22 protein-coding genes and 1 pseudogene are annotated in these 14,888 nt (G+C 38.9%); 3 read left to right on the forward strand and 20 right to left on the reverse strand.

What is annotated here, in order from left to right; all coding sequences use genetic code 11:
• From ACFSAV_RS08560 to ACFSAV_RS08635, 16 genes and pseudogenes are all read right to left on the reverse strand, one after another.
• Positions 1-332: pseudogene (locus ACFSAV_RS08560) on the reverse strand (NlpC/P60 family protein); the annotation flags it as partial.
• A gap of 71 nt (positions 333-403) precedes the next feature.
• Entirely contained in the window at positions 404-559 is a 156-nt protein-coding gene (locus ACFSAV_RS08565; RefSeq protein ID WP_379098539.1) for a hypothetical protein, read from the reverse strand.
• Positions 560-692: 133 nt separating this feature from the next.
• Positions 693-1,211: a phage antirepressor N-terminal domain-containing protein gene (locus ACFSAV_RS08570; RefSeq protein ID WP_379098542.1), complete on the reverse strand. Its 519-nt coding sequence runs from the start codon at positions 1,209-1,211 to the stop codon at positions 693-695.
• A 260-nt stretch (positions 1,212-1,471) separates the two neighbouring features.
• A complete protein-coding gene (locus ACFSAV_RS08575) occupies positions 1,472-1,699 on the reverse strand; it encodes a phage tail assembly protein T (RefSeq protein ID WP_083005723.1) in 228 nt (75 codons plus the stop codon).
• 68 nt (positions 1,700-1,767) lie between these two features.
• Positions 1,768-2,160, reverse strand: coding sequence for a hypothetical protein (locus tag ACFSAV_RS08580; protein WP_165544712.1), 393 nt, complete (start codon positions 2,158-2,160; stop codon positions 1,768-1,770).
• A 57-nt stretch (positions 2,161-2,217) separates the two neighbouring features.
• A complete protein-coding gene (locus ACFSAV_RS08585; RefSeq protein ID WP_379098547.1) occupies positions 2,218-2,868 on the reverse strand; it encodes a hypothetical protein in 651 nt (216 codons plus the stop codon).
• Complete coding sequence (gene gpU, locus ACFSAV_RS08590; RefSeq protein WP_379098550.1) at positions 2,868-3,278, reverse strand: phage tail terminator protein; 411 nt, start codon at positions 3,276-3,278, stop codon at positions 2,868-2,870. The genes ACFSAV_RS08585 and gpU overlap by 1 nt, the downstream gene beginning before the upstream one ends.
• Positions 3,278-3,805 (reverse strand): phage tail protein, encoded by a 528-nt coding sequence (locus tag ACFSAV_RS08595; RefSeq protein WP_379098553.1) that lies wholly within the window; start codon positions 3,803-3,805, stop codon positions 3,278-3,280. Before ACFSAV_RS08595 ends, gpU begins: the two co-directional genes overlap by 1 nt.
• Before the next feature lie 3 nt (positions 3,806-3,808).
• On the reverse strand, positions 3,809-4,111 hold the full coding sequence (locus tag ACFSAV_RS08600) for a phage tail protein (RefSeq protein WP_379098555.1): 303 nt from the start codon (positions 4,109-4,111) through the stop codon (positions 3,809-3,811).
• Positions 4,104-4,430, reverse strand: coding sequence for a DUF2190 family protein (locus ACFSAV_RS08605; protein ID WP_379098557.1), 327 nt, complete (start codon positions 4,428-4,430; stop codon positions 4,104-4,106). The genes ACFSAV_RS08600 and ACFSAV_RS08605 overlap by 8 nt, the downstream gene beginning before the upstream one ends.
• A gap of 67 nt (positions 4,431-4,497) precedes the next feature.
• Positions 4,498-6,534: a ClpP-like prohead protease/major capsid protein fusion protein gene (locus ACFSAV_RS08610; protein ID WP_379098559.1), complete on the reverse strand. Its 2,037-nt coding sequence runs from the start codon at positions 6,532-6,534 to the stop codon at positions 4,498-4,500.
• On the reverse strand, positions 6,473-7,990 hold the full coding sequence (locus ACFSAV_RS08615; RefSeq protein WP_379098561.1) for a phage portal protein: 1,518 nt from the start codon (positions 7,988-7,990) through the stop codon (positions 6,473-6,475). The genes ACFSAV_RS08610 and ACFSAV_RS08615 overlap by 62 nt, the downstream gene beginning before the upstream one ends.
• Before the next feature lie 24 nt (positions 7,991-8,014).
• Complete coding sequence (locus tag ACFSAV_RS08620) at positions 8,015-8,176, reverse strand: hypothetical protein (protein ID WP_167383052.1); 162 nt, start codon at positions 8,174-8,176, stop codon at positions 8,015-8,017.
• Positions 8,177-8,259: 83 nt separating this feature from the next.
• Complete coding sequence (locus ACFSAV_RS08625) at positions 8,260-8,484, reverse strand: hypothetical protein (protein ID WP_379098564.1); 225 nt, start codon at positions 8,482-8,484, stop codon at positions 8,260-8,262.
• The gene (locus ACFSAV_RS08630) at positions 8,481-10,592 is read right to left on the reverse strand and encodes a phage terminase large subunit family protein (RefSeq protein WP_379098566.1); all 2,112 of its coding nucleotides are present in this window, start codon (positions 10,590-10,592) and stop codon (positions 8,481-8,483) included. The genes ACFSAV_RS08625 and ACFSAV_RS08630 overlap by 4 nt, the downstream gene beginning before the upstream one ends.
• Positions 10,592-11,071: a DUF1441 family protein gene (locus ACFSAV_RS08635; protein WP_379098569.1), complete on the reverse strand. Its 480-nt coding sequence runs from the start codon at positions 11,069-11,071 to the stop codon at positions 10,592-10,594. Before ACFSAV_RS08635 ends, ACFSAV_RS08630 begins: the two co-directional genes overlap by 1 nt.
• Positions 11,072-11,397: 326 nt before the next feature.
• Between ACFSAV_RS08635 and ACFSAV_RS08640 the strand changes: the two genes are divergently transcribed.
• A complete protein-coding gene (locus ACFSAV_RS08640) occupies positions 11,398-11,583 on the forward strand; it encodes a type II toxin-antitoxin system HicA family toxin (RefSeq protein ID WP_379098572.1) in 186 nt (61 codons plus the stop codon).
• A gap of 28 nt (positions 11,584-11,611) precedes the next feature.
• Positions 11,612-12,046 (forward strand): type II toxin-antitoxin system HicB family antitoxin, encoded by a 435-nt coding sequence (locus ACFSAV_RS08645; RefSeq protein ID WP_379098575.1) that lies wholly within the window; start codon positions 11,612-11,614, stop codon positions 12,044-12,046.
• 30 nt (positions 12,047-12,076) lie between these two features.
• On the opposite strand, the gene lysC is transcribed toward ACFSAV_RS08645, so the two are convergent.
• Genes lysC through ACFSAV_RS08665 form a run of 4 tightly spaced genes read right to left on the reverse strand, consistent with a single transcriptional unit; the run spans position 12,077 to position 13,317 of the window.
• The gene (gene lysC / locus ACFSAV_RS08650) at positions 12,077-12,358 is read right to left on the reverse strand and encodes an Rz1-like lysis system protein LysC (protein WP_101776002.1); all 282 of its coding nucleotides are present in this window, start codon (positions 12,356-12,358) and stop codon (positions 12,077-12,079) included.
• Positions 12,264-12,596 carry a DUF2570 family protein gene (locus ACFSAV_RS08655; protein ID WP_379098581.1) on the reverse strand — a complete coding sequence of 111 codons (333 nt, stop codon included), beginning with the start codon at positions 12,594-12,596 and terminating at the stop codon, positions 12,264-12,266. Before ACFSAV_RS08655 ends, lysC begins: the two co-directional genes overlap by 95 nt.
• Positions 12,566-13,102 carry a lysozyme gene (locus ACFSAV_RS08660; protein ID WP_379098584.1) on the reverse strand — a complete coding sequence of 179 codons (537 nt, stop codon included), beginning with the start codon at positions 13,100-13,102 and terminating at the stop codon, positions 12,566-12,568. The genes ACFSAV_RS08655 and ACFSAV_RS08660 overlap by 31 nt, the downstream gene beginning before the upstream one ends.
• Positions 13,099-13,317: an HP1 family phage holin gene (locus tag ACFSAV_RS08665; RefSeq protein ID WP_379098587.1), complete on the reverse strand. Its 219-nt coding sequence runs from the start codon at positions 13,315-13,317 to the stop codon at positions 13,099-13,101. The genes ACFSAV_RS08660 and ACFSAV_RS08665 overlap by 4 nt, the downstream gene beginning before the upstream one ends.
• Before the next feature lie 1,027 nt (positions 13,318-14,344).
• On the opposite strand from ACFSAV_RS08665, the gene ACFSAV_RS08670 reads away from it, so the two are divergent.
• Entirely contained in the window at positions 14,345-14,707 is a 363-nt protein-coding gene (locus tag ACFSAV_RS08670) for a hypothetical protein (RefSeq protein WP_101775999.1), read from the forward strand.
• Positions 14,708-14,888: the final 181 nt, after the last annotated feature.

Genomic DNA, 14,888 nt, shown 5'->3' on the forward strand with positions numbered 1-14,888 from the left:
AATCTCCAAATACTATGTGTATGTTTAAGCCAATATCCGTCATATAAATCACGTTTAGATAAACGTTTAGGACTATGATGTAACACTTGCTGATTGCCAATGTAAATCGCTGCGTGATTTGGTACATCTGCCCCAACTTGCATTAAAATCACATCACCAACTTGTACCGCACTTTCGTCTTTTACTCGTTCAAAACCGTGCTTTTCCATGTTATCTAGATAGAGATTCTGACCGTCTTCCCACCAGAAATCATCTCTTTCAAAATCAGGGAAATCAACTCCAGCCAAGCGATAAAAATCGCGGAATAGCGTGTAACAATCCATTTCACCATGACTGGAGAATGTTTTTCTGTGATGAACTTCAAATTATCGACTCGCCAAAAACTTCATTGTTTTATTCACAATTACCACCAGCGAATTGCATTAATCAAATCAGGTAGTACCCACGACATACCAAAAATAAAACTTAAAATCACAACAACGTAAGCAAAACGGCGAGCTGTTGCATCTTTTGAAATAACTTCTAGCATTTTTGCCACCTCTATATTAAAATTCATCATAATTTATGTCCTCTTAGTCAGATTAAGTGGATAATAAAAAACCCCGAACACTGCGAATGTTTGGGGTTTGTTTTTTTGGAGTATGCTTCAAATATTGGTAATAACAAAAAGGCATGGTTGTTATGACCATGCCTTAGATTTCTAGGAATAAATCCATTTGCTGAATCGCTGCAAACTCTCGCTCAAGTTCAGCCTTTTCTTTTTTGCATTCGTTTAACGCCTTTCCTTTTTGGCTAGATCGCATTTTGTAATCTGCCATTTTAGCTCGCCAAGCCTCTGTTTTATTCTTCACTTCATCTCGACGAGCAATACCTGTTGTCCAATAATCCCATAAAGCAAGGAAACATTCTTCTTGGTAGTTTTCCAATCGTTCTTTTAAATCTGAACGTACTTTATTTGGGTTGATTGAGAACAGCCAACCATTTAATTTCTTGATTGGCATACACAGCATTTCGTATTGTTTGCCATCTTTTCCAGTTGTAGGCATATGTACACAACTGAATTTTTCCTTTTGTTTATTGAGTTTCTGAGCTTGTCTAGCCCATTCCAACCCAATCCCTAACACAACCTCACGCATTGTTACATAAGCTACGCCGTTGTTATCAATTAAGGTAATTTCTTGACCTAAAAATTCTGTTTTTAATGCTTGCATAAAGATGCTCCTGTTAAATTTTGAGTAATAAAAAACCCCGACCATTTCTGATCGAGGTTGTTTGTTGCCCACAACGTTCCTACCTTTCGGCTTAGTATCTACCAATTTAAAGATGTTTAAGGAATTTTAGACATAAAAAAAGCCAAAAAGTAATTAGTTACAATTTGGCTATTTTGGGAAATCTTACTGCAAAAATAATAAGCAGTCAATTTTTAATACTCTCCCCAAATATTAACCTTATTTTTGAGATGATGATTCTTTTATCGACTCGCCAAAAACTCTGCACTTCCGTCATCTTCCAATTCTTCTGTTTTCTGCTCTTTATAAAACGGCATAAAGTCAGTTAATTCCATTGGTTTTGATTTTGGATCACGATTAATCATTGCGAGTAAATGTGATATTTGAGCCGTGCGATAATCTTCACGCCAAAGTCCAAACGGCTGTTCATTGTAGAATTGTTGGTATTCTTCCAAGTGCCGTTCTGGCATTTGTTCGATTTCTACTAACGTTTTGCCCAACGCAAGCGACAGATTGATTTGGAACTTGCGTCGGTTCGTTAGTTTTTTGTTTCTTCTTCCTTTGGGTTGATTACTGCAGTTAATTTTTCAAAGACTTCTTTGTCTAACTGCGAAAGTGCGGCTAAATCTTCTTCATTTTCTGCATTAAACAGATTATTCCCATCTTCATCGCATAAACGAATTGCTAACGTGCGGGTTAATGTATGGGGATCGTAAATTTTCGCTAATTGCTTAGTTAATTCTTCTGTATCATCAAAATTTAATTCAATCCCTTGTGATTGTGCAATTTTAACTAAACGTTGTTGTTGCCCGTAAAGCTGTTCGTTGACTTCACCTACATTAAATTCACGTACATAGTATTCTGCACCGTTGATTTCCAGTTTTGTTAAGCGTGGTTTATTTTTCAAAAGTGTTTCGCGTGTGCCTTTCATTGACTATTTCCTTTATTTTAGACAATAAAAAAGCCCTCGATTGAGGGCTGATATAGATTAAGCGACTGGTAATAAGTAGTCGCGTTTTGATTGCTTGATCGTAATACCTGATTCAAACTTGCCTTTGACTTCACCGCTAATATTCGCGCCAGTTTGAATGAATCCTGTGCCATAGAGTGAGCCTTGATTCTCTTTGAATACAATCAAATACGGGAACGTTTCTTTGCCGTAGAACTTCTTACGTAAGTCGGCTTGCATCACTGTTGCTGGCGCATAAAAGAAGGTTAACTTCACCGAACCGAGTTCAATATCCCCTGGTTCTGTTTCAGTCCCTTCGCTGCACATAGTCGTCACATCTTCTTCAGTCAAGGTGTCACCGTCTTTTTCGATGTTCTTGATTGCGCAGAAATTAGATGACCATTTTACTTTTGCCATTTTAGCATTCGCAAAATCCGTTGGTTTGTCTTGGTTTGACCAATCCACCTCGTCGGCGAGGGTGATAGTATTGTTATCCACCCCTTTAACAGGGTAATAACCATCAAGTGCTCCTAGTCCTGTGATTTTAATGCAATCACCTTTTTTCAGACCGTGACTTGCTACTGTGATTTTGGCATTAGGTGAAACTTCACAAGTCGTAATTGCTTTTTCAGCTTCGACACCAGTGCCGAGATAAAATTTTGTTCCTTGGAACGGGGTTGTTTTAGCCATTAGTTTTCTCCTTCTAATCCATATTCGATATTAAATTGAACTTGTGAAATGTACCAAGTACGTTGTTGTTGATCTTGCTCATAGCTATATGCTGTCAATGCAAGACTATCTAGGTGTATAAATTCTGCTTGTTCTAAGCAATCGGCAACTTGCTGAGCAATCTCATCCAGTTCATTTTCACCATTGTCGATAGATTTGATGTAAATCGCCACGTTGAGTTTGGCTTGCCATTGGCTACAACAAGTAGTAGCCTCTTGGCAAAATGCATCATCAATAAAAACAGCAATCGCCTTTTGTTCTTCATCAATATTGATGAACGAAGGGCTACCGTTATAGAAATACTCAACATCGCTAATTTTCTTTTTCAGAAATGTGAGGACTTCCTCTCGAATTTGAGAATGGATTTTCATTATTTTCTCCGTAATGAAGCTGAGAGATTTTTGGATAATTCCTGTCTAAGTTGTTCAGGATAATCCACCAACTCTTTTTGAAAAGCGTTAGTTAAAGGCGTTGCCAGTGGGATTTTTGCCACATCAATGCTATAACGCTCTCGCCCTTGCCGAAACATTACGTGTGTTCTGCCATTAGCGAGCCGCTGAATAAAACCACGAGCCACCGAATGTCGTCCTACCCGCAACACACCTTTACGAGCAGAAATACGGTTACGTTTTCTTTCCAACACTCGAATTAATGGCATATGACTACGATTAACACTAATAACTGCTTTCGGGTTACTTGCCGTTGGTGAGAATATTAGCCTTGCTCTACCGCGCACCGTTTTTATATTTACGCCAATCTGTTGAGCAACGCCTTTGGTGGCTTTTTTCATCACTGATTTTGCAATTTTTCGGATAGATTTCGCCGCTTGCTTATTCACGTCACGTTGCAGTTTTTGCATGGCTTGGCGTAATTCTCGTTCGCCTGTGACTTTGCTCATCCTTTACTCCAATTGCAGCACAATCATTCTATCAACAAAGTGGTAGGATTTAACGAGATATTTCTTGCTATTTCCGACTACTTTATCGTCTAAACGTGGTTTATAACCTGATGTACGAAATAACGTTAATGTTCTCAATGTGCCATTTAGTGCTTGCTCCTCATAAGAATGAAATCCCTCCATAATGCGAGGGGCTTCATCATAAGTTGCTAGATAAGGCTTATCATTGATTAGCCATTCCGACATCATCGTTTTTTCAATGGTTTGATCTGCCAGTGATAACGCCTGTTCAAAAGGGCTAGACATTAATCTTCACATCAACTTCATCAGATGATGTGCCTGAATTTGACCAAGCAACGCCAAGGCGTTTATGAGAACCTTTTGCAGTTGTTGCTTCGCTAGCGCCACTATCCCAATATAAAACTGTACCTTGCTGAATATTGTCTGATTGCTTGGCTTTCACACGCCATACGCCACCTACAATACCTGTGCCCGTTGCTTGATTTTCAATATCTGTGACTGCAATAGCGTTGAGGTCATTGATTTGTATAACATCGCCGCTTTTAATTGCTTTTGTCGCAACAAAATCAATAGTGTCACCATTTTGAATAAAGTTTTTAGCCATAAGAATTTTCCTTATTTTTGATAATAAAAAACCGCACTAATTAAAGTGCGGTCAGTTTTGGGAGAATTTACGCATTTGTTACACGTACAATACCACGATGATCTAGTACATTTACACCAGCATCAATACGCACTTTGGTTGTCACGCCATCTACAGTGAAACCAGTTTGCTGATCGATAAATGGTGTTTCTACGCCGTTGAGGTAGGATACTTCAATAGCCTCTTTGTTGAGTAAGTACCAAACTTTAGGATTGATACCTTGTAGACGTTGTGATTTAGTCACAGGCACCACATTTTGCAATGGGTTGATAATGCCTGCGTTAATATCCGCACCTTCAACAGAACTAGAACCTAATACCTGTTTGGTTTTGGTGAATAAAGATGTTGGTGTGAGTAAAACATCTGGCTCAATAGCTAATTGTTTGCCATCAAAAGATTTTTGAGCATTCATTAATTGAATTGCTTGATCAATAGTTGCCACATCAATCTTGCCATTGGTTAAGGTGTTTTTATGAGCTGTATCGTACAATTTCTTACTGTCGTAGTTCATTACAGGATCACCAGTTAATTGGGCAAACACTAAATCTGCGATAGTCGCTCGTGCCGCTTGACCAAGCTTGAATGGAATGGCTGTTAGCATATTCATATCATCATTGATGATAGTTTGACGTGTAATGCTAAATAAGCCACCATAGGTTGCCAAAGATACGTGAGTACCTGTATCACCCAGTGTTACATAAGTGTACTCTGCCCCTTCGCGCACCATTGGTAGACTATCAAAACCACCTAAGCCTACTCGATAGGCAGGACGGAAATCCGTTAAGGTGCCTTTATGCGTCCAGCTTTCAAAGTTTTCTTTGCTTTCTTCCCAGCCACGAAGCACAGATTTATGTGCTACATCAATGAGAATTTGACCGAAGTCACTTGTAGAATGCGTGAACGCCATACCTACAATTTGCATTGGGTTGTAATTTAATACACTAACACCACGATCAACCAATGAAGCACGAGCTAATTCACGCAAGGTCATTGCGTTGTAAGCATTGTCTTTCTCTGTTTTATCAACACCAGCACGAGCAAGTAAAGCAGACTTAACACTATCATCCACAAGATTACCATTGCCAGCATAAATATGATTTTGTGGTACGCTTGGCGTGGTGTTTTCGCCTAATTTGGCAAGTAGCTTGTCTTTGGCTTGTTCTGCGGTCATTGACACATCAGCAAGGCAATCTGCCATTAAGCCATCGTATTTATCGCCGAAAGCGGCAAAGGTGGCTTTAATTTTAGCGTTGCGTTCTGCTAATGCAGCAACAGGATCGATACTGGACTGAACAGCAGTCGGTTTTTCGAGATTTTTTGCAACTGGTTGCTCTTCTACGACAGGTGGTGTCGTTTGAGCTGGTTGTTGCGGTTTAGCGTTGCCTTGTGGCGTGAATAACATATTTTTGATTGTTTCAGGCATATTAGTATAGTCCTCTAGTTTTTTGGATTGGATACAAGCCATCGCCACAAGTGGTTCGGCTAGTTTATCGGCGAAACCTTGCTCAACACACTCTTTGCCAGTGAGCCAAGTTTCTTCTTTCAGCATTTCTGCTAAATCTGTTTCAGATTTACCAGTTTTCGAGACATACGCCATAATCAGCGTACTTTCCACTTTATCTAGTAAATCTGCATACTTACGCATGTCATCTGCATCACCACCTTGAATACCCCAAGGCTTATGGATCATCATCATTGCATTTTCGGGCATAATGATTTCGTTACCCGCCATTGCAATTACGCTTGCCATAGATGCAGCAAGACCGTCGATATAGACGGTCTTGTTAGCTGGGTGATTTTTTAGTAAGTTGTAAATGGCGATGCCATCAAATACATCACCTCCCGGTGAGTGGATGTGTAGATTAATTTGTTTTAAATTGTTCCCAAGATTTTTCAAATCCTTGGCAAATTGCTGTGCAGTGACACCCCAAAATCCAATTTCATCATAAATCGAAATTTCAGCTGTATCATTCGCAGCCGCTTTGATGGTAAACCAAGACTGATTATTCGTCTTGCTTGCTATTCCCATCGCCATCGGTGCTAAAATCATTTTTGTTTTTCCCATCGATAATTCCTTGTGTATTGGTTAAATCAGTATCAAACTTCAAGCCTTCACGAGCATTTTCTTTCACTTCCACGATCCGTTGTCGTTTGACTTCGGCTGGGTTGTTTCCGCTTGCTCGGATGGCTTGTCCTTCGGTTGCTAGACCGCCTCTAATACGCTCTTTCCATGCATTTGCTTCTTTAATTGGGTCAATCCATGGCATTACTGGTCCTGAATAAACCGCATTAAATAGCGAATTTTGGTCAATATCATTTGGTAATTTAATCGCTTGTGAAGCAATCGCCATTTTCAGCCATTCGCGATAAATTGGACGACTAATTGCAGCTACAAAGGCATCTTGTAGCACCGCATAGCCTTCAGAACTTTCTACAAGTTCCTGCCGTTGTGCAGAATAAGTGCCGTTGTAATCTCGAGCAATGCTTGAATAACTTGATCTTGTACCTGCAGCAGTCGCTCTTAATTGTCCATTACGGAAATTCTCCAAGTTAGTATTGGGGCGATTTGAGTTAATTAACCCAATATCTTCGCCCGGTTTCAGATCATCAATCACTGCACCTGGGGCAATATCAAACAGGCGTGGTTCATCGTTTTGCTCCTCATCGCCATAGAGTGCAGCATCACCTTTTTTAATGTACATCGTCATTGCCGCTGCAATACGTGCAGCAACTCGTTCGCTTTCTTCGTATTCCTTTAGATCCGCCAAACGCACAATGACACCATGCAACATACTTACACCACGAATTTGATGTAGTCGTTTACGAAAGGCGAGATGTAGCATATTTTCTGCCGACACCGTTTTAACCTTACTGTACATTCCATTGCTCTCTTGCGGATTATCCAAATAAACTTGATAAGCCGTTGGTTTCCGCCAAGCATTAAGATATACACCTTGCACTAATCCGTTTTTAGCTTCGTCCGACTGCAGCGGCACAAAATCAGGCTCTAAGGCTTCCAGCGAAAAGGCAATGGGTGAACCGTGCTCAAGCCCAGTTACTTTGCCTTTAACAAGCTGTACAAAAACCTCGCCATCTCGTAACCAAGTTCGCAATAGCATTCGTTCTAAGAGTGGTCGAGTATATAGCCCTGTCACTTCAGGTTTTACCGACCACTCCGCCCAGAGCTTGCGAATTTGACTTGCCAAATCTTCGTGAACATCACCAGCTAAAGTAAGCGGTTGTGGCTCGATATGAATACCTTTTGAGCCAATAACACGTTCTTCCATTTTGTCTAAAATGCCGATCACAATATCGTGATTTTGATCTAAAGCACGAGCTTGTTCTCTCAAACTGACCGCACTTTGACGAATGGTGGTATTTGCCCCCTTGCCTTCTCGCTGTGCTTTATGAATGCGGCTTGGTAATGCCGCTTCGTAGGCATTTAGTACATAGCGATTTTTAGATCGTTGTGCCGCCCATTTTGGCGACACTACGGCAATTGCTTTTTCAAATAGGTTCATAATGAATACCTTTATTTAGTAAAATTATTTGATGAAATAAGCACTCGCAAAAATTAAGGCACTAATCCCCCAACAAATAGCTATAATCATCGCTGAAGTGGCTAATCTTTTTCCAACAATACCTGCATCTTTTTCACTCATTTTTCCACCTACCTTTACTTGATGTTTTGGTGTATACTTGATCACGATTGCTCCTTAGTTGCTAAACTTGGATAAGGGGTAAAGAAAAACCCCGAAAGATTGCCGTCTTTCGGGGTTTGTTTTTATACCTAATTAAATCTCACATATTTAATACGGTGCCGTTTAGTTCGCTGTCCGCTACTCGCAAGCTGTTCATCAAGCATCGTTTGGTAGCGATCACGCTGTTTTGTTAGTTCCGCCACCTGATAAGATACCGACCGCCCATTAAAGCTCACTTGGCTTTGAGCGGTTTCGATTTTTTCATCAAGTGTACGGATTTTTTGTTTAAGTTCATCAATTGAGTAAATACTCATAACCACCCACCTGTTTTTCTTCCACCACCACTTAACCAGCTACTGCTTGATTTGGTCTGTTTTGGTGTGGTTTTTACTGTTTTTTCTTCAACTTCGACCGTTGATTCTGTTGTAGTCGCTTGTTCGCGGATAATATTCGGATTGATGTCAGGTAGTTTTGCCCAACTTGGCACGTCTTTTTCATCACCCCACTTGATCCGTTCATAACCACGCAAAATAACAATGGCGTGAGCGTAGCAAAACAAGTCAAAGGCTTCGTTATTGCCTTTCCCTGGTTTCCGCCACTTACCATCAGCACCACGTTCTTCATAAACCAATTCATTAAAAAACCATTCTCCGATCCACTCAGGAAAGTGAATGTAATTAGCCCCAACAGTATCTCGAGCTAGAGCATTATTAATACGATCTTTGAGATAGTCCGTTTGCAATAAATACAATGGCACATCGCCTCGAGCTGAAGAATGACGATCAGAACGAGTGGTATTATCAGGATAGGTTTTCGTGATTAGCTTTTGCCGTTTGGTGCTATCACCTTTAACTAGATAAACTCGCTTGGCGTAACCATCACGACGACATTTTCGCCAGAATTTATAAGCATTATCGGTGACTCCTTCTTCGCCACCACTATCCACCGCCATTGCTAAAATTGGCATAAAGTGGTTAGGATTGTTTGATAGCGGATAGCATTTCTTCAGTACGTCTGAGATTAAAATATTCCAATCATCAGGTATACGAGGGTCTATTTTCTCAATTACACCATCACTATCAGGCAATGTGTGTGAAATGTTATAACGATCTATTAACCAACGTTCGCCATTCTCTCCATAACCGACCATTTGCACCACAAAACGACGATTTTTCCCACCTTGTACATCCACAGCTGCCACAATAAAGCGACATTGCGGTGGTACGGTTTTTTCGTCAATTTCTTCACGGCGTTCCATCAATTCATCAGAGCGACGTTGTTCGAGAGCTGAACGTGGCAGATAAGGCAATCCCCAGTCAGTATTAGTGACCGCTTTCAGTATTTCTTCACTGCCCGTCATTTCGTACTCGTGTTCGGCATTAAGTAGTTTGTAAGTCAACTGTGCCCAAGTTTGATAGGCTGCCGCTGGTCCTTCAAGCCAAAACGAAGCGATACGGCTTTTACGACCTTCTCCCAAAATCTTGCCGCTTGTATCAATTTTTTGCCCCTCTTTTAGCCATATACCTTTGATGTTTAACTCTCGTTTTAATTCGGGGGCAATTAATGCTTGGCAATGTGGGCATTGTAAACGAGCATTTTCACTTGCTTTGACAAAATCGCTATCATCTCGATAACCAACCATATTTGCCATTGAAGGTTCAAAATATTCTGAACATTCGGGACATTGCCAGTAAAAACGGCGGCGATCACCACGATTGTATAAGCTCAAAATACCTGTAGTCGGTGGTGCTTCGTGAGTGCTTTTAGGTCGATGTTTGATATCAACAATATCTTTACCAGGGGAACTTTCGACTAAGGTCATTCCCGCTGACATAAAAGTCGTAGTACGTTTTGATGCCAATGAAAAGCCATCACCTTCACCGTCAATATCCTCTGGCCAGCGGTCGTAATCCGTTAATGCCACATATTTGTAATCGGATGATGACAACACGTTAATTGATGGCCAGCCAATTTTGAGTAAATTGCCAGCTCTAAAATACTTGTCGTGGACGTTGTTGTCGTTTTTACGCGGGCTAAGGCATTTTGCCACTTCTGGCGAACATCTGAACATTCGGTCAAGTCGCTTACGGCTATGTTCACTGGCTTTTTCTTGGGTAAGCTGTACCAGCAAGAAATCAGATGGGTCATAAATAATTGAATAGGTAATCCAACCATCAATCAAGCCTATCGTTTTACCTGTTCGAGCGGGACCAACAAAAATCACCGCATCATATTCACGAGAATTAAGGCAGTCCATTGGTTCGAGCATATAAGCAGCAGTATGCTTATCCCACTTTACTGAATTCCCTCCACCAACAGGTACTCGCATATATTCTGATACAGCTTCTGACACTTTCATTCTACGAGGAGCTTTAATTGCATTTGCTATATCTTTTCGGATATCTTTAGCTGATGCGAACATTATTCCTCCAGTTCGTTTTTAGTGTCACCTAATTGAATATGTAAAGCCATTTGATCACGAATATCATCAATTATTTGCTGAACTCGCACGAGGGCTGACGATTGTAATCCACAATCACGCTCTAAAATATCAGGCAATGTTTCTAGTTGCTGAATAACTGCTTTAGCTAAAAAACTCATTTCTTGTGCAACTTCAAAAGACGGAATAAGTTCGCCCGTATCACGTTCATATTTAAGACGTTCATTCTCTGCTTGCCAAAAAGCACGACGCTCAACTGGAGAAAGACTATCGACATCAGCTGACATTTTTTCGTGTAGACCCATTTTTAACAAATCAGATAACTTATATAGTTTAAGTTTGCTATTACTGCCTAAAGCTGGAGTTAAACCAGCAACACGTTGGGATACTGTTTGACGATGCAATCCTGTAACTTCAGCGATCTGATTTATATTGAGTTTCAGATCAAATAAATTTTCCATTTGCTCCTCTCATAAAAAATAGAAACGTCTAAAAAACAGTAAAACTACAGAAAGATGATGATGCCTAGAAATTCAAAAAACTGCCGAAAACCGCGCGCGTCCAGCCCCGTGGAAAGCCCACTCCCGTCAGGAGTACCTTTTACATTTTGTAATGAATAAAAAAATAAGCATTTTTGTTTATCCGTGAATTTAGTTTTCACCACGCCCTTTAGACGTGGATTTAACCTCGTCTTTTTTTGGCATAGTGGTTAATCCTTTTTTAAAATACTTGACTTGTGTGTATGTGTGTGTATAATAATACTTGATTAAGACAAAGGAGGTATTTTTTGAACTCATACGACTTAATCAAGGAACTTAAAAAAGCTGGTTGTTTTTTGGTTCGTCAAGGGAAAGGAAGTCATCAAATATGGGAATCTCCTATTACAGGGAAACGATTTCCCGTTCCACATCCCAAGCAACATTTACCAATTGGCACTTTAAGATCCATAAAGAAATCGGCAGGGCTTTTATAGCTCTGCCGAGTCCTATCTAGGAGGTTATATGTTATTTACCATTGGCGTTGAAACGCCAAAAAACGAAAATGAAGCGTTTGGCTTATGTGTGCCTGCGCTTTTTAATGAAACTTACTCTTGTTTTAGTGCTGCGGATACTGTCGAAGAAATTGTTCCAATGGTAACTGACGCAATCCATACCATCTTGGAAATGATGGTTGAGGGTGATTTTGATATTTCCCAAATTAAAGATTTGGGCTTTCTTCACTATAAAGAACAAGAAGATTTTCAATATTGCGATAGTTGGTTATTAATCGATGTAGATATCACTGCTTACTTTGGTAAACGCCAGCGTGTTAATATTGTATTACCGCAATATCTAATTGATAGAATAGACCAACGTGTAGCTAATAACCCAACTTACAAAGATCGCAGTCATTTCTTAGCCATTGCCTCACAGCGAGAGCTATCATCATCTTTATAATAAAAAAGGCATAGTGAAATATCTATGCCTTTAGTGTTGTGTATTTTCTACTTGCCATTCTCTTATCTTATCAATGCGATTAAGACACACATCACGCTCACGTTTAAGAATGACGGCATACTTTGAAACGTCACCGTAAGTATTGCCATTAAACCCCGTCTTGTCTAAGTGTGCGAGAAGTGCAGATGGAATACTTTGGCATACTTGCGCTACTGGTTTACTTGCGCAAGAAGTCAATAATAGAACGAGGAGCGTTAGCATTGTAAGCGTCAGTACTCTTTTCATCATGTGATATAGAATTAATCGCATCATCTTCCTGTTTCCTTAACTCACTTTCTAAGCGACTTATTTCAAGTGTAAGCTGCCTGTTTATTTCTGCTTGTTTTTCTAAGTTAGAAATCACTGCACTTTGTTGTACTATGGTTTGGGCTTGTGTAGCATTTTCTGCTTTTAGCCCAGAATAAACTTGCCATTGAATCCACATCCACAACACCACACTCACCGCTAAAATGATTGGTGTTAGTATTGGCCTGATAAGCCCGCTAAACATAGTTCTTTCTCTTTATCTCTACGAATAACTAAACCACGCAATACTTTACCGCCTGAATACTTCCAGCGCGGAAATTGATCACACATCGCTTTAATATTGCCGTTACGTGCGTGCTTGAATAGCGTTGAACTTCTTAGCTTTCCGCACCCCACATTAAATGTTAGCGATACCGCAGCTTCGAAAGCCCCTTGCGGTAAATTCACACCGCCAGCGAACATATTTACGCAACGCTCGGCTTTTTTTAAATCATAAACCCAGCGATCCGCAATTTCTTGTTCTGTATATCGTTTATTGCGTTCAATCTTCAATCCACTTGCTTCTGTGCTACCAATCCCGACTGTCAACACATCCGCTGGACATTTGTACGGATCTAGCATACAACCTTCAGCATTGCCTATGATTTCTAGTCCTCTTTGCCCTGTGCGAATCTGCCCGTCATTTTTAGAAAGCACAATCGCAATAATCGAAGCGACAGCACACACAGCGAGTTTTTTAGAGTGTTTCATTTAATCAATTTCCCGTCTTTATCACGAATGCCTGCTTTGATTTCTTCAATTTCAAGCAAGCGCTTTTTATATCTCGATTCTCTGATATATCCGAAAACAGTCATAAGAATCCCAATAATAATCGCCCATTCGCTTAACGTGAGCATTCCAAAGAATGATGTGATCCAGCCATAAGCCTGTGATTCAATAGGAATATCTTTGAATGTATCCTTCATCTTCATACTCCGCCTCCCTGACTTTGAGGCAATAAAAAAGCCCCATTCATCTTTGAACAGGGCTATTAAAATTCACTTGGTGAATCATACTTACACTACGACCACCATTAATTTATACAATATATGAAAACTACACCAGAGTCAATACTTTTTACACGTTAAAAGCAAACTTTTGCAATTTAGCTGCATTTTTGTGATTTTTAAGAGCATAATCAAGAAACTTAGCAATTATCCATTCTGATGAATCTATGCTTTGATTGATTCTTTTATACCAAGCATTAAATGAAATAGATTTATCTTTTGTATGTTGGTATTTAGCTATTGAGTAAAATCTCGAATTTAAAACTTTACCCGTTTTGACATCAATAAATAGCAACCAGCTAATTATTTGATAAGTAAGCAAAGTATCTAGACATCTTCACTATCTATCCAGTCATTTTTATTCATGAAAATAATTGATTTTAATTCACTTATATCAAGAATTCTAAGTTAAGCTAATATTTTCGTAACTCGAATGCATTGCAACGTAATAAATGCTATTTTGACAACATTTAATTATAGAATTTGATAGTTTGAATTTGTTTTTAATAGCCCCCCTACATTATATTCGAGTAATCAAGAAACCAAAATCTAGCGAACTTATTCTTTTCAGTACTGTATTCATCGCATTCTCATTCATAGATATTAAATGATTATTCACATTAAATTCTTTGATAAAAAAAAACGAAATTTAAACATAAAAATTTTGAGAGTTTTTTTAACACCTTGAATATATAGTAATAGCAATCTACTCAAAAATATACAGATTGTTATTTAAATGCAAGACAAGGATTGTAAAACAGAATTCACGAAGCATTGTCTAAATATATCCATATTTCAATGTAAAAAGACTTACCTTTATTTTACTGTTCTTTCCATAAAAGAACAAAAATTTAATTGATAATGATAATCATTGCTATTAATATACATGTACACAGTTTACTGTGTACAAGAAATAGCATTATTACTAAAGTAAAAGGAGCTTATGATGTCAGGATTTATTGACTTAACATTAATATCTGGTAATAAGGTAACTGTGAGTAAAACCGCAATTTTCTATATGGAAGAAAATACTAATTCATCAAATACAGTACTGCTACATTGTGATGGTGTAACTCATGAAGTAAATGAGTCTTATGAAAGCCTTAAAGGAAAATTGAGTAATTTTGTACAAACAACGTCAAATAGTGGTGCTAAAATTGGTATCCATGACTATAATGTTTCTTATTTACAAGAAAAACCGAATGGAGTCCAAATGTATGGCATAACAGTTTATTTTGTAGGAGGAACAGTAGGTTTGCCTGTACGAGAAAATTACAGTGATTTCATTAAGAAATTCCACGCCATTTAAATAACAAACATTTCTTTTAGTTTTTGACAACTAAGTTAGAATATAAAAAATATATTAGCGTAAAAGTCTTTAAATTAACTTAAAGGCTTTTTTGTTATCAATGCTCCACTTCCGTTTCTTAATATATATCTTTTTTGTAATACATTTCACACGTTTTAAAAATCTATATACCACGAGTTAT

This window comes from Pasteurella oralis (assembly GCF_042681465.1).
GTDB classification, from domain to species: domain Bacteria; phylum Pseudomonadota; class Gammaproteobacteria; order Enterobacterales; family Pasteurellaceae; genus Pasteurella; species Pasteurella oralis.